The sequence below is a fragment of the Isosphaeraceae bacterium EP7 genome, assembly GCA_038400315.1.
GTDB lineage: Bacteria > Planctomycetota > Planctomycetia > Isosphaerales > Isosphaeraceae > EP7.
Genome location: CP151667.1, coordinates 3073182 through 3095724, shown reverse-complemented (window position 1 = coordinate 3095724; position 22543 = coordinate 3073182). Strand labels below are relative to the sequence as shown.

The 22543-nt window shown below is 69.5% G+C and carries 19 protein-coding genes; 3 read left to right on the top strand and 16 right to left on the bottom strand.

The genetic code is table 11. The annotated features are described in order from the left end of the window. Window positions 1-24 precede the first annotated feature (24 nt). The 4 genes from EP7_RS11970 to EP7_RS11955 all read right to left on the bottom strand — a co-directional run bounded on the left by EP7_RS11970 (window position 25) and on the right by EP7_RS11955 (window position 4650). Entirely contained in the window at window positions 25-1401 is a 1377-nt protein-coding gene (locus tag EP7_RS11970) for an efflux RND transporter periplasmic adaptor subunit (protein WP_463528084.1), read from the bottom strand. A 178-nt stretch (window positions 1402-1579) separates the two neighbouring features. After that, on the bottom strand, window positions 1580-2236 hold the full coding sequence (locus EP7_RS11965; protein ID WP_463528083.1) for a TetR/AcrR family transcriptional regulator: 657 nt from the start codon (window positions 2234-2236) through the stop codon (window positions 1580-1582). A gap of 113 nt (window positions 2237-2349) precedes the next feature. Then, on the bottom strand, window positions 2350-2973 hold the full coding sequence (locus EP7_RS11960; RefSeq protein ID WP_463528082.1) for a hypothetical protein: 624 nt from the start codon (window positions 2971-2973) through the stop codon (window positions 2350-2352). Window positions 2974-3045: 72 nt separating this feature from the next. Continuing rightward, window positions 3046-4650, bottom strand: coding sequence for a TolC family protein (locus EP7_RS11955; RefSeq protein WP_463528081.1), 1605 nt, complete (start codon window positions 4648-4650; stop codon window positions 3046-3048). A 315-nt stretch (window positions 4651-4965) separates the two neighbouring features. Between EP7_RS11955 and EP7_RS11950 the strand changes: the two genes are divergently transcribed. Together EP7_RS11950 and EP7_RS11945 are read left to right on the top strand one after the other, a co-directional pair. Next, the gene (locus EP7_RS11950; protein WP_463528080.1) at window positions 4966-5262 is read left to right on the top strand and encodes an autorepressor SdpR family transcription factor; all 297 of its coding nucleotides are present in this window, start codon (window positions 4966-4968) and stop codon (window positions 5260-5262) included. Then, a complete protein-coding gene (locus EP7_RS11945; RefSeq protein ID WP_463528079.1) occupies window positions 5259-5648 on the top strand; it encodes an ammonium transporter in 390 nt (129 codons plus the stop codon). Before EP7_RS11950 ends, EP7_RS11945 begins: the two co-directional genes overlap by 4 nt. Before the next feature lie 42 nt (window positions 5649-5690). Here the strand turns inward: EP7_RS11945 and EP7_RS11940 are convergent, their stop codons facing one another. Further along, window positions 5691-5870: a hypothetical protein gene (locus tag EP7_RS11940; protein WP_463528078.1), complete on the bottom strand. Its 180-nt coding sequence runs from the start codon at window positions 5868-5870 to the stop codon at window positions 5691-5693. On the opposite strand from EP7_RS11940, the gene EP7_RS11935 reads away from it, so the two are divergent. Then, window positions 5869-7356: a serine hydrolase domain-containing protein gene (locus tag EP7_RS11935; RefSeq protein ID WP_463528077.1), complete on the top strand. Its 1488-nt coding sequence runs from the start codon at window positions 5869-5871 to the stop codon at window positions 7354-7356. The two genes, EP7_RS11940 and EP7_RS11935, sit on opposite strands and share 2 nt — an antisense overlap. A 37-nt stretch (window positions 7357-7393) precedes the next feature. On the opposite strand, the gene EP7_RS11930 is transcribed toward EP7_RS11935, so the two are convergent. The 11 genes from EP7_RS11930 to larC all read right to left on the bottom strand — a co-directional run bounded on the left by EP7_RS11930 (window position 7394) and on the right by larC (window position 22481). Further along, the gene (locus EP7_RS11930) at window positions 7394-9010 is read right to left on the bottom strand and encodes a response regulator (protein ID WP_463528076.1); all 1617 of its coding nucleotides are present in this window, start codon (window positions 9008-9010) and stop codon (window positions 7394-7396) included. After that, the gene (gene cheB, locus EP7_RS11925; RefSeq protein ID WP_463528075.1) at window positions 9007-10080 is read right to left on the bottom strand and encodes a chemotaxis-specific protein-glutamate methyltransferase CheB; all 1074 of its coding nucleotides are present in this window, start codon (window positions 10078-10080) and stop codon (window positions 9007-9009) included. The genes EP7_RS11930 and cheB overlap by 4 nt, the downstream gene beginning before the upstream one ends. Before the next feature lie 79 nt (window positions 10081-10159). After that, the gene (locus EP7_RS11920) at window positions 10160-13276 is read right to left on the bottom strand and encodes a hybrid sensor histidine kinase/response regulator (RefSeq protein WP_463528074.1); all 3117 of its coding nucleotides are present in this window, start codon (window positions 13274-13276) and stop codon (window positions 10160-10162) included. Between the two features lie 78 nt (window positions 13277-13354). Then, on the bottom strand, window positions 13355-15007 hold the full coding sequence (locus EP7_RS11915) for a methyl-accepting chemotaxis protein (RefSeq protein ID WP_463528073.1): 1653 nt from the start codon (window positions 15005-15007) through the stop codon (window positions 13355-13357). Between the two features lie 91 nt (window positions 15008-15098). Further along, a complete protein-coding gene (locus EP7_RS11910) occupies window positions 15099-15671 on the bottom strand; it encodes a chemotaxis protein CheW (protein WP_463528072.1) in 573 nt (190 codons plus the stop codon). Next, a complete protein-coding gene (locus tag EP7_RS11905) occupies window positions 15671-17155 on the bottom strand; it encodes a CheR family methyltransferase (protein WP_463528071.1) in 1485 nt (494 codons plus the stop codon). The genes EP7_RS11910 and EP7_RS11905 overlap by 1 nt, the downstream gene beginning before the upstream one ends. Before the next feature lie 46 nt (window positions 17156-17201). Further along, window positions 17202-17639, bottom strand: coding sequence for a chemotaxis protein CheW (locus EP7_RS11900; RefSeq protein WP_463528070.1), 438 nt, complete (start codon window positions 17637-17639; stop codon window positions 17202-17204). Window positions 17640-17763: 124 nt separating this feature from the next. Beyond that, window positions 17764-19299, bottom strand: coding sequence for an aldehyde dehydrogenase family protein (locus EP7_RS11895; RefSeq protein WP_463528069.1), 1536 nt, complete (start codon window positions 19297-19299; stop codon window positions 17764-17766). A 29-nt stretch (window positions 19300-19328) separates the two neighbouring features. Then, window positions 19329-20561 (bottom strand): glycosyltransferase family 2 protein, encoded by a 1233-nt coding sequence (locus EP7_RS11890; protein ID WP_463528068.1) that lies wholly within the window; start codon window positions 20559-20561, stop codon window positions 19329-19331. Next, complete coding sequence (locus EP7_RS11885) at window positions 20549-21058, bottom strand: hypothetical protein (RefSeq protein ID WP_463528067.1); 510 nt, start codon at window positions 21056-21058, stop codon at window positions 20549-20551. Before EP7_RS11885 ends, EP7_RS11890 begins: the two co-directional genes overlap by 13 nt. 118 nt (window positions 21059-21176) lie before the next feature. Next, window positions 21177-22481 (bottom strand): nickel pincer cofactor biosynthesis protein LarC, encoded by a 1305-nt coding sequence (gene larC, locus EP7_RS11880; RefSeq protein ID WP_463528066.1) that lies wholly within the window; start codon window positions 22479-22481, stop codon window positions 21177-21179. Window positions 22482-22543: the final 62 nt, after the last annotated feature.

Below are 22543 nucleotides of genomic sequence, written 5' to 3'. Positions count from 1 at the left end.
GTCAGGTCGTCGATCGCGGTCGTGTTACTCGCCCGACCGCTTGGTGGCGTCGGCCCCGCGTGCCACGGCCGGGCCGGCGGCGGGGGGGACCACCGGCGTTTTCGCCGCGTCGGCCTTGGGCCCCGGATCCTTGGCCTCGTCGGCAGAGGCGGCCGTCGGCAAGATCGGCGACGGCTTTGGAGTCTCGGCCGTCGCGGGGGCCGTGGTCTTGACGGTGGCGACCTGGGGGTGCTTGCCGTCGGCCTGAGCGACGGCGCCGGCCTGGGCGGCGGGGGCCTCCTTGGCCTCGACCTTCAGGCCGGGCTTCACCCGCTGGAGGCCGCTAATGATCACGCGGTCGCCCATGGCCAGGCCCTCCGAGACCACGCGCAGGCCCTGGTCGAGCAGGCCGATCTTCACCGGGCGATACTCGACCTCGCCCTTGTCGTTGACCACATAGACGTATTTGCGCCCCTGATCGGTCCCCAGCGCCTGCTCGGTGATGAGCGTCGCCTTGTAGGGGGTGCCGATCGGCAGGCGGATCCGGACGAACAGCCCGGGGGAGAAGATCCTCGGCTTGGGGTTAGCCACCACCGCACGCACCCTCAAGGTCCCGGTGCCCGAGTCTAGCCGGTTGTCGGTGAAGTCGATCGTGCCCTTGTGCGGGAACCCGTCCTCGTCGGCCAGGCCGATGTCCACCACCAGGGCCCGTTCCTGGCGCGATTGGATTTTGCCCTCGGAGATCAGGCGCCTGATCCGCAGCAGGGTACGCTCGTCGATGTCGAAGTTGGCGAAGATCGGGTCGAGCGAGACGATAGTCGTCAGCGCCGTCTCGTCGGCCTTCACCAGGTTGCCCGGGTCGACCATCCTGCGGCTGAGCCGGCCCGAGATGGGGGCCTCCACGCGGGTGTAGCTCAGGTTCAGCTCGGCAAGGTCCTTCGCGGCCCGCGTGATGCTGATGGCCGCCTCGGACTCCTCGAAGTCGCCGACGGTCTTGTCGAACTCCTCGCGGCTGAGCGCCCCCTTGCTCATCAGGCCGTTGGCACGCCTGCGGTCGGCGTCCAGCCGCTTCATGTGGGCCACGGCCTGGGCGATCGAGGCGTTGGCCCGGTCGAGCTCGGCCTTGTACATCCGGTCGTCGATGTCGACCAGGGGGGTGCCCTGCGCCACCTCGCTGCCGTCCTCGAAGTGGATCTTCTCGAGGTAGCCCGACACCCGGGCCCTGATCTCGACGGTGCGGACCGCCTCGGTGGTGCCGATGAACTCCTCGTAGTCGTTCACCTCGCGGCTGACCGGCTGGGTGAACAGGACCAGCGGCGGCTTGGGCGCCTCGACCTTGGGGGGCTCACCCTGACAACCGGCCGCCAGGACCAGGGCCGTCAGAGCGGCGGAGGCGGAGAATTTCTGCGACGCACGGTGCATGAGGGCGAAACCTCTCGTCTGGGGGCTCGCGGCGACGGGCGGGCCGGCCTGGATGTGCCGGAGAATCGGCCCATTCGATATAGAGGTAGGCGTCCTGAGTCGGTCGGTTGGACCGTGTGGGGGGCGGGACGGTCGAATTTCTGGCGCGGCGGGGGGTGCCTCGCGCGTTGCTCGCCGGTCAGCCTGCCGGGGACGGTCGGCGCTCTCGCTCGCCGAGGATGCCCTGGAACAGGATATCAAGGATGTCGCGGGCCTGCTCGCCCGAGGGGCGGTCGCGGCCCGTGTAGCGGTTGGTGAAGATCGTTCCGTAGCAGAGGTCGCCGAGGACCGTCGTGATCCGATCGGCCGGGATGTCGCGCACGCGGCCCTCGGCGATCAGGCCGCGCAGGAGCTCCTGCCAGCGGTGCGCGATCCGGTCGCGATGCTCGAGGTAGGTCGGCCTGGTCCGGTCCTTGAACAGGGCCCGTTCCAGGATCAGCAGCTCGACGTAGTCGGGGTGGTCCTCGAAGAATCCGAGGAACGCGTGGACCGCCAGGGCGATCCGTTCCAGGGGGTCGGAGGTCCCCTCAATCCTCGCGTCGATGTGCTCCCTGAGCCGGAGCATGGCTCGGTCGACGGCCGCGAGGAAGAGGTCACGCTTGCTGGGGTAGTGCCGGTAGATCGTCCCCTTGCCCACCTGGAGGCGGAGGGCCAGATCCTGCGTCACGGCGTCGGAATACCCCTGCGCGGCGAAGAGCTCGGTGGCGGCGTCGAGGATCTCGGCTTGCCTGCGAGACGCTTCGGGGCCTGTCGGGAAGGCCGTCCCCAGTTTCGCGTCGCCCGTCCCAATCGTCATGAAGTCCCCAACATCACGCCCGTCGAGCGGACTGACCGGTCAGTCCACCCGTGGAAAATGGTATGGGGCCAATCCCGATTCGTCAACTGTCGGACCTCGCTCCGGCCACTCGCCTAGCCCAGCCGCAGGATATCTTGCACGCCATTCGTGTTCAATTGACCGCGGAAGATGATGAAGGCTCGGCCCGCCTGGGTCGCACGAGCGGGGACCTTGCCCCCCCGGGCATAGCGGATCTCCAGCGTCCCCTGGCCGTTGGACCCGCCGAACGCACCCCCAGACGAGCTGTCGACGGTCCAGGTGAACTTCGTCGGCGGGCTGGCGGGGTTCGCCGGCCGCTCGCCGGTCAGATCCAGCACCAGGATCGAGCCCGTGTTCGACGCGTTCTTGTCGTACAGGGCCGCGGTGCCGGTCACCGGCTGTGCGGGGTCCACGGGGGTGAAGGTGGCCAGTTGGACGTCGCCGTGGAGGAACCGGTTGCTGGTCCCGCCGCCGATTGCGCTGACGACCAACGCCTGCCCGGTGGTCCGGCCGGGCCCGACGGTGTAAGGCCCCACGAAGTTGGCGGTGAAGGTGCGGCGGGCCGCCTCGTGCTTGGTCGGCACGCCCAGGTCGCCCGGCAGGGCCACCTGCGCCGCGGCCCTGCGTCCGAGGGGCGAGGCCGAGAGTAGCTTGCGGGGCTCAAGGCCCTCGGCCGACCAGCCCAGCCGGCGTTTTCTCCGCGATTCCGTGCGGTCCATACGTCTCGCTCCTTTCCGTGGATCGGCGTGCGTGCGGCTGTGGGACGTTCCGTGGTGGCCCGACGGACGGGCTCAGGGGAGGACCCGCACGCCGACCGCCGTGTTCAGGGAGAGCATGGACCGCCGGTGGCGGACCAGGGTGTCGCGATACTCGCGGACGACCTTGTTGTACTCCCCCTGGGCCTCGAGATAGTCCTGAAGCGGGGTCTCGCCCCCCTGCCAGCGGCGCAAGGCGGTGTCGTGCACGCGGCGGTAGGCGGGGAGGATCTCGCGCTCGATCTCCAGGACGCTGGTGCGGCTGAGCCTGAACTCGCGGGCCGCGGCGTCGACCTGCTGCTCTACCTGGCGCTCGATCGCCTGGCGCTCGATCAGGGTCTGCGTCTGGTTGAGCTGCGCCCGCTTGATGTTCCCCTGGTTGCGGTTGGACACCGGCAGGTTGGCCGTCACGCCCACGGCATAGGAGTAGGCGCTCTTGAAGCCGGTGGGGCGGTTGTCCTGGAACGTGAACGGCTGGACCAGCAGGTAGACGTCGCTGTAGCGGTTGGCGCGGGCCAACTTGATCTCGGCTCCGGCCCGCTCCACGCCCAGTCGATGGGCGATCACGTCGGGCCGATTCTCGAGCCCCAACCGGATCAGCTCGTCGTCGGATCGCCCCACCTCGCGGAAGTCGCGGATCAGGGCCCGCACCTCGATCGAGTCGGCCTGCTGCCGGGGGATGTCCAGCATCAACGCCAGCGCCCGCTTGGCGGTGATGAGGGCCTCGCGAGACTCGCGAACCTGGAGCTGCGCCTGCTCAAGCCTGGCCGCCAGCTCATCGACCTCGGCCGGGACGATCTCGCCGGCCGTCAGCTGGGACCGCCTGATCTCCAGCAGCCGCCCGATCCCGGTGAGGAAGGCCTCGCTGAACCGCAGGGTTTCCGAGGCCGAGACCACGTCGACATAGACCGTGTACAGGTTGTCGACCTGCATCCGGACGGCGTCCTGGAACTGGGCCTCGGTGACCCTCCGGGCGCGGATGGCCGCGTCGGTGCGGGATCGCCTCTTGCCGGTGACGTCCAGGGGTACGGTGATGTTCACGTCATACTGCGTCTGTCCCCCCGGCCTGGCGTTGGAGTACCGGCCGTAGGGGACGAGCTGGGCGTCCGCGTAGACGATCGGGTTGGCCCGCAGGCTGGCCGTCAGCACGTCGGCGTCGGCCATCGGGATCTCGTACTTCAGCGCGAGCAGGTCGAGGTTCGCCCGCATCAGCAGGTCGATGGACTGGTCGAGCGTCAGGCCGTCGGCCGGGCCAATCTCCGCTTTCATGGCGTCTGCGGGCAGGTCCAGCTCGCCGTAGGATGCCCCCTGCATCGGGGCGCGGGTCGGGACCAGGAACCTGGCGGGCTCCATCGCGGTCCGCATCGACGGCGGCGACAGGGCCGCGATGGGGGCTCGGCTGACCGAAGGGCCGGCCCGGCCGCCGATGGGCTGCGAGGATTCTTGGCTCGTCTGCATCCCGGCCGACCCCAGGGGTCGGCCCAGCCTGGACACCGGATGGTCCGCCACCCCCGGCGGCCCGTCCACGTCGACTTGAGGGGCCTGGCCCCACGCGGGAGCCGCGATCGCCAGGGTTGCGGCCAGCGCCAGGGCGGGCCACGACGTCGGGAATCGAGGCCTGCCGGTTCGAGTCGTGGTCATGTCGGGGCCCTCCTTCGCCCATCCGGATGCGCAGCGGGAACGGGGGCGGGCCTCCGGCTCGCCTTTGATCTCGCCCGCACAACGTCTTGGATCGGACGGTGGGCCCTGGACGTCGCACGCCTTCCGACCCCATCCGGGGCGGGAAGCCCTCGCAGCCCTCATCATCGTTGCGACGCGGCCGGTCAAGTACCCGTTCAGACGGGCCCGGCGGCGCGGGGGACCACGATTCACCCTTCGCCATTCACCCTGCGCCATTGTCGCAAGGGTCGAATGCCGCCCCTTGCGACATTTCGATGATTAGCTTATCGTCGAATTATGAACCAGGTCTTCAAAGCCCTTTCCGATCCGACGCGTCGCCGCGTGCTGCTGCTCCTGCGCAAGGGGCCGATGAGCGCGGGCGAACTGAGCGACCAGTTCGACGTCTCCAAGCCGACGATGTCGGCGCACTTCGCGGTGCTGAAGGAGGCCGACCTGGTGCACGCCGAGAAGGTCGGCAAGTCCGTCATCTATCACCTGAAGCTCTCGGTGCTCGAAGAAGCGCTGCTGGGCTTCGTCCATTCGTTCGGCCTGGGCGCGGAGGCGCCCGTGCCCAAGAAGGAGACGGCACGATGAACGAGGACGCGATGAAGAATGAAGTGATACTTCCTCTCGCCTGGGGCGGCGGCATTGTCGCTGTGGCGCTCGTCGCGACGTTCGCTCGTAAGCTGGGTTACCTCGACGGCGACACGGTCACGCGGTTGGTCATGGCCATGAACGGGCTGATGATCGCCTCCAACGGCAACCGGCTGCCCAAGGTTGTGGTCCCGAGCGCCTGCGCCCAGCGGGCCAGGCGGGCGGCAGGCTGGTCCATGGCGCTGAGCGGGCTCGTCTTTGCCGGGCTGTTTGTGTTTGCTCCGATCCAGGTGGCCGCGATGGTCGGCAGCGGCGCGGTCATGGCGGGAGTCGCGGTGACGCTCGGTTATAGCCTCTGGCTGCATACCAGGGCAAAAGCCGTCTGATCCAGGCTTTCTTCGAGGCTCGCCAGCCGCGCGGCTTGAAGGTCACCGATCGGCGACGATCGACGCAATGAGCACGCTTCGGTCCGCACCGGCCGGAATGCGTTCCATCCACGAGGGCAGAAGGTCCCGGATCCGCCAGTCAAGAGTCACCCAGGCGAGAGTACCGATGACAAACAATCGAGCGCGCTTGTGCCAGCGGACTGCGATCTGGATCGCGGTCATGTGGTTAGGCCCGATGAGTGTCTCGGCCGTGGCCGAGGAGAAGGCCGCGTTTCCGGTCGCCACACCCGAAAGCCAGGGCGTTTCGGCCGCGGCCGTGCGCCGATTGGCCGACGAGGTCGAAGAGTACGTGAAGAAAGGCACGATCGTCGGAGGCGAGCTGCTGATCATCAAGAACCGCAAGACAATTTTGCACGAGGCCTACGGAGAGCGCGATCGCGAAGACAAACGAGCCATGGAGCGCGGCACGATCTTCAACATCCGCTCGATGACCAAACCGCTGACGAGGGTCGCCGTACAGATGCTTGCCGACGAGGGGAAACTGCGCCTGGATGACCCCGTGGCGAAATATCTGCCCGGTTTCGACAACGAGAAATCGAAGGCGATCACGATCGAGCAACTCCTGCAACATCGGAGCGGATTGCCTCTGACGATCCTGACGGTAAAGATCGATCAGTACTCCGACCTGCAAGCCCAGGCGAACGCCATCGGGGAAAATGGGCCGCAATTCAAGCCGGGCGAAAAGTTCTGGTACTCGGACGCCGGCAGCGATGCCGCGGCGGCCATCGTCGAACGGATCAGCGGCACGACGATCGACCGCTTCGTCGCGGAGCGGATCCTGCAGCCCCTGGGTATGGCCGATTCGTTCTATCTCTCGAAGGCCGACGACCCGCGCAAGAGTCGCGTTGCGAGCCTTTACATCGGCAGCCCGGGGAAGTGGACGCGGTTCTGGACGCCGGAGGGAGCACCCCTGTATCCATTCGCTTGGGGCTCGCAGACGCTCTATTCCACCCCCGCCGATTATGCCCGCTTCCTCGCGCTATTGATGGACGGCGGCATGGCCGGTGGCAAACGGCTGCTCTCCAACGAGGCGATCGCCCGCATCCTGACTCCCGTGGCGCCGATGAAATCACTCGGAGTTGATGGGCCGTACCCATGCGGGTTTTTTGGGATGAAGTCGCATTACGGCCAGATGTCCATGCTCTACGCGCCCGGCGAGAGTCCCGTCGGGGCGGAAGTGAGGGCCATCGGCCACGATGGATCGGATGGGACGGGCGCCTGGGCCTTTCCCGCGGAGGACCTGATCGTCTGTTACTTCACGCAGTCGCGAGGCCAGGTCAGCACGATCCGGTTGGAGACGACGATCCAGGATGCGCTGGTCCGGCGCGAGGGCGCCGGCGAAGTGCCGGAAGAGATGAAACCGCTGATCGGCACCTATTACGCGAACTTCGGGCGACACAAGAACACCCCGTTCCGGGTGCTCTTCCGCTGCGGGAAGCTGGCCCTGGATCATCCCAATCAACTGGTGTTCGAGCTGAGGGAGCCCGACAAGGAGGGGCGCTGGCGGTTCGTTCTCTACGACGCGGTCGCAGTCTCATTCAAGAAAGACGGCGGTGGCAAGGTGTTGGCGATGGTCCTGCACCAATCCGGAAAGTCATATGAGCTGCCGCGGGACAAACCGGTCAACGAAGAACAGCCCAGGAAGTGACTGGTTTCGCACGCGGCGAATGACGAGGGCAAGCAGCCTAAAACGGCGCAATCGCGATGGCGACCCGGGGCGTCTGCCTGGCCAGCGCCGCGGCGAGCTGGCTGAGCTGGATGGGCTTGGGCAGGTAGTCATCCATGCCCGCGTCCAGGCATTCCTGGCGGCCCTCGGGTGGGGCCATCGCCGTCAGGCCGATGATCCAGGGCTGGCGGTCCTCGGGCAGCTCGGCCCTGAGCCGGCGCGAGGCCGAGAGGCCATCCAGCTCGGGCATCTGCACATCCATCAGAATGACGTCATACGCGTTCTTCGAGACCGCCTCCATCACTTCCAGGCCGTTGCTCGCGACGTCGGCCGACTGCCCGAGACGCCCCAGGAAGAGGCGGACGAGCCCCTGGTTCACCGGGCTGTCCTCGGCCAGCAGGATCGACAGCGGCGGCAGGTCCGGGATCTCCTCCGGCGCGGGGCATGCGGCTGGCTCGGCGCAGGGAGATTCGGCGGAAGGCTCGGCGGCCGAGTCGACTCGCAGGACCGCCCGCGTCGCCCCGTCTTCCCGCGGCTCGACGGCGAATCGCCCGCCCAGGCCCTCGGCCAGCCGGCGCGATAGGATCAGGGGGAGGACGCGGCCGCCTTCGGATTGGACCGCGTCGGAGCCGGCCCAGTCGTCGCCGGCAAGCAGGCGTGCCAGCTCGGCCGGGGCGACGCCGAAGCTGGGCGCCTCCACGGAAACCTCCCAGGTCGGGCCCCCTCCGAGGCACTCGGCGGAGACCTCGATGCGGCCGGACTGCGTGGCCGAGAGCGCCGCGTTGAGCAGCCCGAGCACGATCTGGCGCATCCGACCGGCGTCGCCGATGAACTCGGCCGGACCGTCGCAGACCCAGCGGCCCGAGAGCTCGACGCCTCGCCCGCCTGCGGCACGCGTCAGCCGCTCCAGGTCCGACTCGAGCAGCGTGCGGAAGGCGAACGCCCGGCGCTCGAACCGGATCGAGCCGATCTCGACCCTGGCCAGGTCGGTCAGGTCGTCGATCATCGCCAGCATCCGCTTGCCGCCGTCGAGCACCTTGACCAGGTCGTCGGCCAGGTCCTCATGCCCCATGTCCCGCAGCTCGTCGCGCACGAGCTGGCTGTAGCCCTGCACCGCGTTCAGCGGCGACCTCAGGTCGTGGCCAAGGTGAGAGAGCAACTGAAGGATGGAACCCTGCGAATGCCCGTCCCCGCGCGGCTGCGCCCGCGACGTCATCGGCCGGGCCGCCTCCCGCGCGGCCGAGATCCGGCCGGCCAGCGAGGCGGCGCAGAACGGCCGCGAGAGGGCCAGCGTCCCGGGGTGGTGCAGGGCTTCGGCCAGGGTCGCCAGGTCGTCGGGGTTGGCCACGACGATCAGGGGGATCTCCGCGGTGGCGGGGTCTCGTTGCAGGGCCTCGATTACCTCGATCGGCCCCGGGTCGTCCAGGCTCAGGTCCAGCACGATCAGGTCGGGCGGCGACGAGGCCGCCTGCTCGAGCGCGGCCCGGCCATCGGCCACCGCCGCCGTGGCGTGCCCCATCCGCCCGGCCAGCAGCTCCAGGTGCAGCCGGTTGGTGGGCGAGTCGTCCACGATCAGGATCCGCGAGCCGGCTGCGGCTTCGCGTGGCTCGTCTGTCTCGTCGGGCAGTCCGGTCATCGGATCAAGGCTCCGCCTCGGGCCATCTCCACCAGCGCCCGGACGATCGCCGGCGGGTTGAGCACGCGTCTCGCGGCGCCCATCTCGAAGGCCACGCGCGGCATGCCGTAGACGACGCACGAGGCCTCGTCCTGCGCGATCGTCAACGCGCCTGCGTCGTGCATCGCCTTCAGGCCGAGGGCACCGTCGTCGCCCATTCCCGTCAGCAAAACCCCTGCCGACTCGGCGCCGAAGTGCCGGGCCACCGACTCGAAGAGCACCGTGGCCGACGGCCTGACGAAGCTCACCCGCTCCCCCTGGCTCAGGTAGAACGAGCTGCGGCTGGCGAACTCGACGTGCTGGTCGTCGGGCGCCATGTGGATCACGCCGGGGCGCAGCCGGGTCCCTGGCGCGATCATGCAGACCGGCAGCCGGCTCTCCGCCCGCAGCCAGTCGACCAAGCCCTGGGTGAACCCGGCGGTGATATGCTGGACCACCACGATGGGCAGCGGGAAGTCGGCCGGCAGGGTGCGGAACAGGGTGTTCAGCACGCCAGGGCCCCCGGTCGACGAGCCGATGGCCACCACGGCGGGCGTCGGCGTCGCCGGGTCGGGCTCCACCGAGCGGGTCGAGGTGAGGTAGGGCAGCGGGATCGACGCCATGTCGGGCGAGCTGGCCCGGCGGCGCAGCACCTTGATCTCGGACATCAGCTTGACCGACATCACCAGCCGGTCGCGGATCGCCTCGAAGTCCTTATGCGTCAGCCCCACCGGCTTGGAGACGACGTCCAGGGCGCCCACCTTCAGGGCGTTGAACGAGATCTTCATCTCGGGGGAGTCGACCCCCGCGCTGACGACCACGATCGGCGTCGGGCAGACCTCCAGGATGCGCCTGGTGGCCTCCAGCCCGTCCATCACGGGCATGTTGACGTCCATCGTGATCAGGTCGGGCTTGAGCAGCTGCGCCTGGCGGATCGCCTCCGCGCCGTCGCCGGCGGTGCCGACCACGCGGATCTGGGGGTCGGTCTGGAGCACCGCCTCGATCAGCGTCCGGGCGGTGGCCGAGTCGTCGACGATCAGGACACGGATCATGGCCGCCGCCTCGCGCGAGTCGCCCGGGTCGGGCCGCCGCGGACATCGCCGCGCCGGCGGGGACCCCGCGGTGACGAGTTTAGATCAATCGACGGATCGTGGATAGCAGACTCTCCTGGTCGAACGACCCCTTGATGATGTACGCGTCGGCCCCGGCGCGCATCCCGCGCTCGCGGTCCTCGCCCGCGCCCAGCGAGGTCACCAGGACCACCGGCAGGTCCTTGAACGTGGCATTGCCTCGCACCCGCTCCGTCAGGCCGAAGCCGTCCAGCCGGGGCATCTCCACGTCGGTGACCAGCAGGTCGCAGGGGAACTCCTGGAGCAAGGTCCAGGCCTCCTCGCCGTCGGCCGCCACCTTCACCTCGAACCCGGCCGAGTCCAGGATCGTCTCGATCATCGACCGGGTCGTGAACGAGTCGTCGGCCACCATCACGCGCCTCCTGGCCTTCGCCGCGGGCTCCTTGGCCTTGCCCACGGCGCGGACGCCGGCGCCCGGCCGGCCGCCGGCCCCCGAGGCGTGGCGGATCAGGTCCGACGCATTCAGGATCACCACCACCTGGCCGTCGCCCAGGATCGTCGCGCCGGCCACCCGGTTCACCCGCGACAACGGCCTGGGCAGGCCCTTGATGACCACCTCCTGGGCCCCCTGCACCGCGTCGACCTCGAAGGCAATGCGCACCTCGGCCGAGCCCAGGATGATCGCCAGCCTCGGGCCGTCGGGCCGGGGCACGTCGGGGATCCCCAGCGCGTCGGACATCCGGACCACCGGCAGGGGGCGGCCGTCGACCCGGACCACCTCGCGGCCGCCGGCCGTGCCCACGTGCTCGGGCAGCAGGCGCACCAGCCGGATCACGTTGTGGACCGGCACCGCGAAGACCTTGCCGGCCGACTCCGCCAGCAGGCAGAGCGTCGTCGCCACCGTCAGCGGCAGGCTCACCGAGAACCGGGTCCCCTGCCCCATCTTCGTCTCGACGTCGATCAGGCCGCCGAGCTTCTCGACGTTCTCGCGCACCACGTCCAGGCCCACGCCCCGGCCCGACAGGTCGGTGACCTCGGTCTTCGTCGACATGCCCGACCGGAAGATCAGCCAGAGCGCGTCGTGGTCGCTCATCGACTGGGCGCTCTCCGGCGCGATGACCCCGTGCCGCACCGCGGCGGCCCGCACCCGGTTCACGTCGATGCCTGCTCCGTCGTCGACGATCTCGACCAGGATGCTCGCCCCGCGCTGGGCCGCCCCCAGGCGGATCGTCCCGCGCCGGGGCTTGCCCGCCGCCTCCCGCTTCTCGGGCGTCTCCAAGCCGTGGTCGACGCAGTTGCGGATCAGGTGGACGAGCGGCCCGTGCACCTGCTCGATCACCGATCGGTCGAGCTCGTTCTCCCCCCCCGTGATCTCCAGGGAGACCTCCTTTCCCAGCGACCGCGCGATGTCGCGGACCATCCTGGGGAAGACCTCGAAGACGGTTGAGATCGGCCGCATCCGCACTCGCCGGACCTCGTCCTGGAGGTCGGCCAGGGCCTGCGTCATGTGCCGGCCGTCGGCCAGTACTCGCCGGCGCAGCTCGCCCACCTCGACGGTCGCCGCCGCCAGCCGCTCGTGGTTGGCCCCCAGCAGCTCGGAGACTGCTCCCAGGGTCCGGCCCTCCGAGGCGGGCTGCTTCTTCAAGATCCCCTGGGCCCGCCGCAGCTCGGGCTTGGCCTTGCGCCAGAGCCCCTCCCAGCCTTCGAGCTCCTCGGCAAGCGCCGAGATCTCGGCAAGGCGCTGCTCGGCCGCGATCCGTGTGACTTGAAGCTCGCCCACCTGGGCCATCAGCGCGTCGAGCTTCGAGACCGCCACCCGCACCGTCTCCTCGACCGCCTTGGCGGCCTCGGCCGGCTTCGAGGGCGCGGGAGCCGGGGCCGACGTCGGGGCCGGTACCTCCGCGGTCGGCTCCGACGAGGGCGACGCGGCGGCGGCCACCGCCAGGCGGTCGAAGGCCGGCTCGTGCGGCGGCTCGGCCGCCGGCGCTCCCTCGACGCCGGCGGGGGCCACCGGGGCCGTCGAGATCGAGATCGCGGGGGCCGTGGGCGTCGGGGTCGGGGTTGGCGCGGGCTGGGTGGCGGGCGCGTGCCCGGCCTCGTCGAGTCGCGAGGCGACTTTCCGGAGGTCGACGGCCGAGGCGGGCACCCCCTCGACGGCCTCGCGGGTCAGGGCGCCCAGTGCGTCGACCCCCTCGTAGAGCGCCTGGAAGCAGGCGGCGCGGACGTCGGCCGGAGCCTCGGGGCGGATCGCGGCGGGCAGCCGGCCGAGCGCCCCCTCGAGGCCGTGGGCCAGCCCCTCGATCGCGTCGAGCCCCAGGCCGCGGGCGGTCCCCTTCAGCGTGTGCGCCTCGCGCCGCATGGCGTCGAGCCGGGCCCCCGCGTCGAGCCCCGAGGCATCGTCGCCCCCCCGCTCGATCGCCAGCAGGTGGTCGTCCATGGCGCGGAGCCGCTCGCGGGCCTCCACGTCGAAGCTGTCCAGGAGCCTGCGCATCAACGCCTGGTCGTCGCTCGTCAGCCCGTGCGAAGGGGCATCCTCCTCGGTCGTCTCGTCCGTGTCCGCCGATGTCGGCCCGGGCGTAGGCTCGGCGATGGGCCCGGTGTCTGCTTGATCGGGGGCTGGCCAGACGCCCGTCGAGGCCTCGAGATCGGTCGAGCGGGGCGTCGCCTCCGGTTCGTCGTCCTCGGCCCGGAGCATCGTCGCCAGCTCGGGCTCGCTCGCCGAGGACGCAGGTGGACTGGCGGCCGCCGACTTCGAGGGGACACGGCCCTCGGCGATGGCGTCGAGGTCGGCGTTGATCCCGGCCAGGTCGAAGCCGGCGGGCCTGGGCTCCGACAGCGCGGCCTCGCGCACGAGCATGCCGATGTCGTCGAGGCTCTGATAGATCCGGTCGAAGACCTCGATCCGAGGGGCGAGCTCGCCCGACTGGAACCGGCCGAAGAGGGTCTCCAGCCGGTGGCCGATCGACTCGACGTCGTGCAGGCCCAGTCCCGCGGCGGTCCCCTTCAGGGTGTGCGCCTCGCGGAAGATGGCCTTCAGCAAGGCGGGTGCCTCGGGCGAGTCGGGCCCCTGCTCCAGCGCGAGCAGATGCTCATTGAGCGCCTGGAGCCGCTCGCGGGCCTCGACCTCGAAGCCCTCGATCAGCTGCCGCATCAGGCTGTCGGACAGGCCCTCGGCCATGGCACCACGCGGTTCGGCTTGGGGACGGGGAGGCGTATGCGAGCACGTCGACAACTCGGGCGACCGGGCCGGTCCCGGTCAGTCCTGGTCGGCCAGCTCCTTGAGCTGATCGGCCAGGACGTTGAGGCTCTCGGCGGCCGACTGCGACTGCCGCGCCCCGGCGACGAACTGCTGGGTGGACTGGTTGATCTCGCGCATCGCTTGGGCGATCTGGTCCATGCCGGTGCTCTGCTGGGCGGCGCTGGCGACGATCTGCTGGACCGCCTGGCTGGCCGATCGGATGCTGTCGGAGAGCTTGCGGATGACGCCGCCGGCCCGCTCGGCCAGGGCCATTCCGGCCTCGACCCCCTTGCTCCCCTGCTCGGTGGCCAGCACCGCCGCGTGGGTGGCCTTCTGGATGTCGCCCAGGATCGCCCTGACCTTGGCGGTCGACTGCTTGGACTGCTCGGCGAGGTTGCGCACCTCGGCGGCCACCACGGCGAATCCCTTCCCCTGGTCGCCCGCCTTGGCCGCCTCGATCGTCGCGTTGAGGGCCAGCAGCTTCGACTGGTCGGCGATGTCGTTGACGGCCGCAGTGATCTCGCCGATCTGCTGGGTCTGCTCCGACAGCGACAGGATATCTTGCGCGATGGCCTCGACCTTGTCGCGAATCGACTGCATGCCCGTCAGGATAGCGTCGACCGACTGGGCGCCGTCGACTCCGACGGCCACCGAGGCGTTGGCCATCTGGGCCACGTCGTTGGCCTTGCGGGTGGTCTGCTCGGCGATGGCCCGAAGCTCGTCGACCGTGGCGGTGGCCTGGCTGATCGCGGCGGCCTGCTGGTTGGCGCTGCCGGTGAACTGGGTGACGGTGGCCAGGATCTCGCTGCTGGCCGACCCGAGGCCCTGGACCCCTTCCTCCAGGGATGCGAGCGTCTGCTTCTCCTTGACCGACGAATTCTCCAGCCGCTCGGCCATCAGATTGAAGTCATGCGCCAGCGTGGACAGCTCGTCGCCGCCTTTCAGGTCGACACGCCGCTTCAGGTCGCCCTCGGCCAGCCCGCGGGCGGCGCCCGCGATGAGCGAGACGTCTCGGGAGACCCGACGCGAGATGATCGTGGCGATTGCGACGCCGATGAGGATCGACCCGACGACGAACGACACGATGATCATCGTGTTGCGGGTGAAGCCAGCCTCGATCTCGCTCACCTGGGCCTTGGCGTTGGCATCGTTCAGCGCGGTCAGCTTCGTCAGGTTCTCATTGAACTTGAGGAACCGGGGCGCGGTGTCGGTCTCGATGGCCCGGACCGCATTCGTGCTCAGCTCCCCGGCGGGGCTCTCCCTGGAGAGCTTCAGGGGCCCGGAGTCGCGTGCCTGGGCGTAGGCGTCCCAGTCGGACCTCATGTCCGCGGCCAGGTCGCGTTCGGCCTCGGTGATGCTTCGCTCGGCGTGAATCTCGTCGATCGTCTTGCGGACGACCACGTCCAGGCCGGCGATCTTCTCATCCAGCATCTTCATCCGCGTCGGGTCGATGGCGACGACGTGAAGGAAGGTGGACGACCGGAGGTCGTTGGCGATGGCCAGCAGCTTGTTGATGCGCATCAGGCCCAGCACGTTGGCCGAGTAAAGCTGGCGGACAGCATCCTGGTTGGAGCGCGCGTTGGTCAGGCCGATCGCCGCGGTCAGGGCGCTGAGGGCCAGGATCGCGGCGAAGCTCAACGCGAGCTTCATGCGGAGCGAGAGATTTCTCATTGGTCCCGGCCTCAGTCGGTTCGCGGCATCGATGGGGATGAATCGGATGAAAACGGGATCATTCGCATGCCAGGGCCGGTCGCGGTGCTCGCTAGAGGTCGCGAACTTCCAGCCTCGGATCGGCCAGCAGGGCTACTAGGTCGAGCACGGTGAGCAGGTCGGGGGTAACGCCCCGGATGACTTCTCGGTTGGCCACGCCGACGTCGCCCAGCGGGGGGCCGATCGACTCGACGAGCACCTGGCGGGCCTCGGCCACCTCGTCGGCCCAGAGCGCCACGGTCAGGCCCGAGGCCTCCACCAGCACGATCTGGCCGGCGGGCCTGGCGTCGGCCTGAGGCACGGGCAGGCCCAGGTAGGCCGCCAGGTCGAGCACCGGGAAGAGCCGGCCACGGAGGTTCACCACGCCCGCCCAGAACGCGGGGGTGCCGGGCACGGCGGCCACGCCGCGAAGGGGCTGGATCTCCTGGACGAAGGACAGGGGCACCCCATACTGCTCGGGCCCGACGGCCAGGACGATCAGGTCGGTCGACTCGCCGGTCGGCTCGTCGTGGACGTCGCGGGCAAGCTGGCGGGCCCGGGCCTCCAGGATCTTGCGGACCGCCTTGGGGTCCTTGGGGTCGAACGCCTTGGACAGGGCCTTGGCGGCCTTCGTCGGGTCGATCATCAGGGGCCTCCGGCGGTCAGGAGGTCGAGAATTCGGCCCACGGTCAGCCCGTCGGCATCGTCGAGCGGCTCGTCACGCGGCCGCCCTTCGAGCAGCCGGAGGACGCTGGCCCGGGCCGCCCTGGCCCGCTTGACCTGCCCCGAGCCGGCCAGGATCGTCGCCAGGGCCACGTGGCCGAGCACATGCGAGGGGTCGAGGAACAGGCAGCGGCGGAAGTCTTCCGCCGCGCCGGCCGGGTCGCCCGTCTCGCGCAGGATCAGGCCGTGCAGGAAGTGGGCCTTGGCCGAGACCGGGCCGCGGGCCACCGCCCGTTCGGCCCACGTCAGGGCGAGCGGCCAGTTCATCCGGTCGATGAGCGCGGCGGCCGCCCACTCGGCGAACGACTCGTCGGCCCCCGCCCCCCAGGCCCGCTCGAGCCGCGCGGGCCCCTCGGCCAGCGGCTCGGCCAGGAGAATCGCCCGGACCTCGGCCGCCGAATGCGCGCCGGCGGCCGGGGCGGTCTCCATCCTGGGCTCGGCGGGGGGCGCGGCCACCAGGAACGAGACCGACTCGAAGGCGGGCGGGCTCGGCGGCGATGTGTGCGCCCGGGTCAGCGACCGGGCGTCGAGCGGCATCCCCGCGGACGACTCGCCCTCGTCGGGCTTGCGGTAGACCACCGTGCCGGGGAGGTTCTCGGCGACGAACTGGTGGAAGACCGCCTGGGACCACTCGGAGGCCCCCACGATGAGCCAGCCCCCCTCATGCAGGGAGCCCGAGAATCGCACCGCAAGCCGCTCGGTGACCGGCCTGGACAGGTAGATCAGGACGTTCCGGCAGAGGATCAGGTCGACCCCCCGGGTCCTGGCGTCCCATGGCCCGTCGGAGCCGAGATTCAGGTCGGCGAACTTCACCCGCGACCTGAGCCGATCGAGGATCTCGAACCGGTTGCCCGCCGGCCTGAAGTACTGGTCGCGGACCGCGTCGGGCGTCTGCCGGAACGACCAGGCCGAGTAGACTCCGCGGCGGGCCGCCTCGATCGCATCGGGGTTGATGTCGGTGGCCAGAATCTCGACGTCCCAGCCGGCCAGCCTCGTCGACATCCGGTCGAGCAGGATCGCCAGGGTGTACGGCTCCTCGCCGGTCGAGCACCCGGCGCTCCAGATCCTCAGCCGCCTCTGGGCCGACCGCCGCTCGATCAGGTCGGGCAGGATCTTCGCCTCGATGGCCTCGATCTGGGCCTTGTCGCGGAAGAAGTAGCTCTCGCCGACGGTCAGGCCCGCGACCACCTTACGGAGGGCCTGGGCGCCCCTGGCGGGGTCGGCCAGGAACCGATAGAGGGCGTCGCGGCCCAGGACGCGGGCCTCGGCCGCGGCGACGTCGAGCATCCTGGCCAGGTCGGCCCGGCGGATCTCCGGCAGCTCGAAGCCGCTGGAGGCCCGGACCAGGTCCCGGAACCGCTCGAAGTCCGCCGGGCTGAGGCTGTTGGCCACATCGGGCTGGGGCATGGCGGGGGCTGGTCCTTGGGCCGGTCGTTCGCTCGGGCAAGTCAGGTCAGTGGTCGTCGCCAAGAAGCTTAGGCAAATCAATGGCCAAGATCGTCCGGTCCCCGAGATGGGCCACCGACGTGATCAGGTGAGAGCCCGCGATCAGGGCGTCGGGCCGCTCGATCCGGTCGACCGGCACGTCCAGGACGTCGATCACCTCGTCGGCGATCAGCCCCACCTCACGCCCCCCCGAACGGACCACCACGATCACCGAGCTGAGGTCGGGCTCCTGGACGGCCAGGCCCAATCGCCCCTTCAGGTCGGTCACCACCACGCCCCGCCCCCGCAGGTTCAAGAGCCCCACCACCCAGGGAGGAGACTCAGGGACCGGAGTCAGGGCCACCATCCGCAACACCTCGACGACGTCCGAAACGGGCAAGGCGCACTCACGCTCGGAGAGCCGGAGCACCACCCAGGACAGCGTCGCGTCGCGGGTTAATGACATAACCTGGCCAAGTAGAGGGGTTTAGTGTCTCAGGGTGCCGAGTCGGAGAAGTGGGCCCCGTTTGCGGATCTTGCCTAGTCAGTCTAATCCATGAAGTCGGCCGGTCAAATGGGAGGGGCCGGATTCAGTGTTTGGGGCGATTGGCGGCGGGGTGCAACAGGCGCCGATAGAGGTGCATCAGACGGTCGAGGCGAGCGCTGTAAGGAAAGATCTGGGGCCTGAATCCGCCCGGCGAGAGGGCGTGGACGACCTGGCTGGTGCTGAATTCACGCAGGCCGAACTCCCCCTTGATCCGACCGTGGCCGCTCGACTTGACCCCGCCGAAGGGGGCCGCCGAGTGCGCCGAGGTCGTCACCGCATCATTCAAGGCCACCATCCCCGCCTCGAGTCGGTCGGCCACGGCCCTGAGGCGGGCTTTGTCCCGGCCCCAGACGCTGGCCCCCAGGGCGAACCCGGACGAGTTGGCCGCGGCCACCGCCTCGTCCTCGTCGGCCACGCCGCGGATCACGACGACCGGGCCGAAGACACCTTCTAGCTCCCGTTCGGGCGCGTCGGTGGTGGCCAGAATCACCGCCGGACGGACGAAGCAACCCGTTTGATTGGAAGGATTTACGGAGGTGATCAGGGTGCCTCCTTTCTGGACGGCACGGGCGATGGTCTCGTCGAATTTGCGGCGGCCGGATTCGGAGATGAGCGGACCAAGATCGACGTCGCCGGAGCCCGGATCTCCGACCCTCAGGGCCTCGGCGCGGCGGGCGAGGTCGATCGCCCAGGGCCCCGAATCTCCGATGACATAAATGCGTTTGATGGAAACACATGTCTGGCCGCTGCCGACAAATGCCCCCCATGTCAGGGGGCCGCCGGCCGATTTGACCGTGGCATCGGGCATCACGATGGCGGGGTCGAAACCGGAGAGTTCGGCAAGTGTCGGAACCCCGTTGGCCCCCCACGCCCCGAGCGCCGACCGGCCCGCGGCCAGGCCGCCGGTGAACATCCCCAGGTCGACCTTGGAACTGGCCAGGGCCCGGCCGACCTCGGCGCCCCCCTGGACCGCCGAGACCAGGCCGACGGGCAGGCCGCAGGCCTCGATGGTGTTCTGGAGTTTCTGGCCGCAGAGGGCCGCATTCTCGGAGGGTTTCCAGACCACCCCGTTGCCCGCGGCGAGGGCCTGGACGATGGCGGGCGCGTTGAGGAAGAGCGGATAATTCCAGGTGCCAACGACCCCGACGACCCCCCTGGGCCGCCACCTCAGACGCGCGTTTGGAATCAGCATGAGCCGCTGCCATCCGGGCCCGATGGTCCGATCGGCGAGGACTTTCCCGGCGTTCTTGAGGGTCCAGCGGATGGCGTCGAGCGTGGTTAGAACCTCGCCGAGGGCCTCGCCGCGGGGCTTGCCGACCTCGGCCCGGATGGCGTCGGCCCAACTGTCGGCATCGGCGGAGAGGAGTTTGCTGAATTGAGTCAGGGCGATTTTGCGCCGGGCCCACGGGGTCCGGTCCCAGTCCCCCTGGGCGGCCCGACTGCGGGCGACGGCGTGGGCGATCTCGGCGGGATCGGCCTCGACGACGTGGCCGATGACAGTGCCGTTGGCCGGGTTGTGGACGGGCCTGGACCCTCTCGGATCGGCGGCTGGATCGGTGATGATTTTGGATGTGTCCATGGGTGCGGGCTCGCCGTGCATCGGTCGGATCAGCGTGTGGTCGAGGTCTCGGGTTGGGCGGCGACGGCCGGGCCGTAGGCGGTGCCCCGCCAGGTTACCCGGCCGGTCAGGCAACTGGCGATCGCCTTGAACAGGATCCAGTCCATGACCAATCCGGCCAGCGGATACCAGGCGACAGCCCCGATCGTCGATGCCGAGAACCGGTACATCCGCCAGAGGACGGTGAAGGCGAGCACCTGATGCGCCACGGCCAGGGCCAGAAGCCAGGCGGCGAACGGGCCACCCCAGGGGCTGTTCTGGCCGAAGATGACGAGAAGCAAGGCGACGACCAGGGCGACGTGGGCGGTCTGGCTCCAGATGAGCGGCTCGACGATTTTCCAGAGCAGCGTTGGGATGCTCCGGTCGAGGGCATCATAGAGGATGCGGCTCCAACCCTTCACGATCTGCGGCAGGCTGGTGTACATCCTCGTCGAGCTGATCTCGTTGGACAGCGAGGTCCGGATCGGATAGCCGTGCCCCTTGACCAGGCGGGCCAGGTGGATGTCCTCGACGAACCAGTGCTTGACCGACTCGTGGCCGCCGACGGCGTCATACGCGGCCTTCTCGATCAGGATGTACTGGCCGTTTGCGAATGCGGTCTTCTTACGTTGGCTATTCACTGATGTCAGCGGATAGGACTGCATCAGGACGATTCCGGCGAGCGGTTGGACCACCTTTTCCCAGAAGGTCTCGCACCGCATCCGTGGGATCAGGCTCATCAGCGACGCCCCGTGGCGGCGGGCGTCCTCAAGGCAGACGGACAGGCTCATCGGCTCGTGGCGGGTGTCGGCGTCGACGTACCAGAGCCAGGTGCCGGTGGCCTGCTTGGTCGCGGCGTGAAGGGCATGGGTCTTGCCGGTCCAGCCGGGGGGAAGGTCGACGATGGTCACGACCCGGGCGCGGGGCTCGGCGGCGGCGAACGCGGCGGCGACCGCGGGGGTGCCGTCGGTGCTCCGGTCGTCGACGACCAGGATCTCCAGGTCGGGGTAGTCCTGCGCGGCGACCGACGCCAGGCATCCCGCCAGCGCGTCCTGCTCGTCCTTGGCCGGGATGATGGCCGTGACCCGCGGGAAGGCGGGCTGGTCGTACCGGGGCGAGTCTCGCTTGAGCAACGGCACATGTCTAAGGATATAAAATAATGCGATGTGGCGGATGGGCCAGAGGGCCACGATCGCCGCGTAAATCCAGAGGATGGTGCGCTGGAGTGGGGTCATCGGGTCCATGTCGGCGGCTCGTCGGCGAACCTTTTCGAGGTGGTGTTGGTGGATGCGTCGCCGTGCGCGACGGCGGATTTGCGGCGGGCGGGGCGGCCTCTCAGGCCCAGGATCAACTCGACCTGGCCGATGGGCAGGCCAGACTCCCGGGCGATCTCGGCGAGCGGAGTGCCCGCCTCGGCCAGCGCCCAGATTGGCCCGTAGCGGCCGGCCATCTGGTCGGCGGCGTCCCGCCTCATCGTCTCACGGCGTCCCGGGGGCGGGGCCAATCGGGGCACGGCGATCAGCCTGGGCCCGGCCGGGAACGAGGCTTCGGCATCGTCCCGGCGACGCCTCGGCCGATGCCCGGGGCGGCCCGGAGCGACCGGGGGGGGTGCCGGAAGTCGTTTCAGTGATAGGACTTGATGCGAGAGTTCGCGGACCTTCGACCGGGCCAGGACCTGGGCGACGGCCAGGCCGATGACGGCGGCGATCAGGGCGGCTTGAACGATCCAGACCATCAACATGCGGCGGGCCCTCCGTGGCTCCTCCGACTCGGCTCGATCGGCCCCGCCGCTCCTCGGGCGGGGCCGGCCATCCGGGAAAGCTCCCGGCGGGCTCGGTCATTCGACGCATCATCTCGAATCAAGGCGTTTTGTGTTCATGTTCGTGGGCGTGTGTGCTGTCGGAGGTGTGGGGATGCTCATGCGTGTGTTCGTGGCTGTGGGCGATGCCGCCGTGGGTGTGCCGGTGGGTGTGGCTGTGCCCCTGGCTCGGGGCGGTCGGATTGGCGGTAGCGTAGGCGTTCTGCGCGGCCCGGTAGACCTCGCGGAGCGGGAGGTTCCCGGCTTGGGCGACCCGGACGCAGTCGTCATATTCGGGGCTGAAGGACGGGGGCCGGCCGTCGACCCACCCGAGCTTTCCCTTGACGGGGCCGTACTCGGTGGAGACTTCCGCGGCCTGGCGATTCAACTTGTGGCGGCTCACTTCATGCCGGCGGATGCCCAGGGTGGTGGTCTCGCGGAATAGGATCTCCTCCATCTCGGCGATCATGCGGTGGTCGCAGAGCACCGTGATCATCACGCCGGGCCGGTTCTTCTTCATGACGACCGGGGTCACGAAGGCATCAAGCGCGCCGGCGGCCATCAGCATGTTGGTGGCGTGGCCGACCACCTCGCCGGGCAGGTCGTCGAGGTTGGTCTCGAGTACCCAGACGCGGTCGGACCCGGTGGAGGCCGCGATCTCGCCGACGAACAGCCGCAGGATATTGGCCTGGCCGGGCAGGTCTTTCGTCCCCGCACCCATGCCGATGGCCCCGATGGTCATGGCCGGCAGCGGGCCGAACCGCTCGGTGACGGTGGCCAGGATCGCGGCGCCGGTGGGGGTGGTCAACTCCATCCGGACGTCGGATTCGGCCAGCGGAATCCCCTTGAGGATCTCGGCGGTGCCGGGGGCGGGCAGCGGCATCACGCCATGGGCGGCCCGGACGGAGCCCTGGCCGGTGGGGACGGGGCTGGCCTCGAACCGATCGACGCCGAGCAGGTCGAGCCCGACGGCGGCGCCGACGATGTCGGCGATCGAGTCGACGGCCCCGACCTCGTGGAAGTGGATCCTGGAGACGTCGATCCCGTGGGCGACGGCCTCGGCATGGCCGACCTTGAGGAAGATCCGGCGGGCGAGGTCCTTCTGGGCGGGGGACAGCGCCCCCTTCTCGATAAGGGCGTCGATGTGGTGCATGTGGCGATTGATACGCTCGGGCTGGGCGATGACCCGGGCGTAGGTGGCGCGGAAGCCGCAGCGGCGGACGGTCTCGAAGGTGACCTCGCAGTCGAGCCCCAGGCTGCCGACGGCCTTCTGGATGGCCACCGGGTCGACACCGGCGTCGACGAGGGCCCCCAGGGTCATGTCGCCGGAGATGCCGCTGAAGCACTCGAAGTATGCGATGCGCACGCCGAACCTCCCCGCCATTGTCGAAGCATCTGACCGTCATTCTAGCCGGATTTCCGGCCCCC

Excerpts from the sequence above, each read along its gene's own strand:
- EP7_RS11905 (WP_463528071.1), bottom strand. The coding sequence starts at position 17,155 with ATGCCCCAGCCCGATGTGGCCAACAGCCTCAGCCCGGCGGACTTCGAG.
- EP7_RS11920 (WP_463528074.1), bottom strand. The coding sequence starts at position 13,276 with ATGGCCGAGGGCCTGTCCGACAGCCTGATGCGGCAGCTGATCGAGGGC.
- EP7_RS11890 (WP_463528068.1), bottom strand. The coding sequence starts at position 20,561 with ATGGACCCGATGACCCCACTCCAGCGCACCATCCTCTGGATTTACGCG.
- EP7_RS11945 (WP_463528079.1), top strand. The coding sequence starts at position 5,259 with ATGAACGAGGACGCGATGAAGAATGAAGTGATACTTCCTCTCGCCTGG.
- EP7_RS11940 (WP_463528078.1), bottom strand. The coding sequence starts at position 5,870 with ATGACCGCGATCCAGATCGCAGTCCGCTGGCACAAGCGCGCTCGATTG.
- cheB (WP_463528075.1), bottom strand. The coding sequence starts at position 10,080 with ATGATCCGTGTCCTGATCGTCGACGACTCGGCCACCGCCCGGACGCTG.
- EP7_RS11965 (WP_463528083.1), bottom strand. The coding sequence starts at position 2,236 with ATGACGATTGGGACGGGCGACGCGAAACTGGGGACGGCCTTCCCGACA.
- EP7_RS11885 (WP_463528067.1), bottom strand. The coding sequence starts at position 21,058 with ATGTTGATGGTCTGGATCGTTCAAGCCGCCCTGATCGCCGCCGTCATC.
- EP7_RS11960 (WP_463528082.1), bottom strand. The coding sequence starts at position 2,973 with ATGGACCGCACGGAATCGCGGAGAAAACGCCGGCTGGGCTGGTCGGCC.
- EP7_RS11910 (WP_463528072.1), bottom strand. The coding sequence starts at position 15,671 with ATGATCGACCCGACGAAGGCCGCCAAGGCCCTGTCCAAGGCGTTCGAC.
- EP7_RS11930 (WP_463528076.1), bottom strand. The coding sequence starts at position 9,010 with ATGACCGGACTGCCCGACGAGACAGACGAGCCACGCGAAGCCGCAGCC.
- EP7_RS11895 (WP_463528069.1), bottom strand. The coding sequence starts at position 19,299 with ATGGACACATCCAAAATCATCACCGATCCAGCCGCCGATCCGAGAGGG.
- EP7_RS11915 (WP_463528073.1), bottom strand. The coding sequence starts at position 15,007 with ATGAGAAATCTCTCGCTCCGCATGAAGCTCGCGTTGAGCTTCGCCGCG.
- EP7_RS11970 (WP_463528084.1), bottom strand. The coding sequence starts at position 1,401 with ATGCACCGTGCGTCGCAGAAATTCTCCGCCTCCGCCGCTCTGACGGCC.
- EP7_RS11955 (WP_463528081.1), bottom strand. The coding sequence starts at position 4,650 with ATGACCACGACTCGAACCGGCAGGCCTCGATTCCCGACGTCGTGGCCC.
- EP7_RS11935 (WP_463528077.1), top strand. The coding sequence starts at position 5,869 with ATGTGGTTAGGCCCGATGAGTGTCTCGGCCGTGGCCGAGGAGAAGGCC.
- EP7_RS11900 (WP_463528070.1), bottom strand. The coding sequence starts at position 17,639 with ATGTCATTAACCCGCGACGCGACGCTGTCCTGGGTGGTGCTCCGGCTC.
- EP7_RS11950 (WP_463528080.1), top strand. The coding sequence starts at position 4,966 with ATGAACCAGGTCTTCAAAGCCCTTTCCGATCCGACGCGTCGCCGCGTG.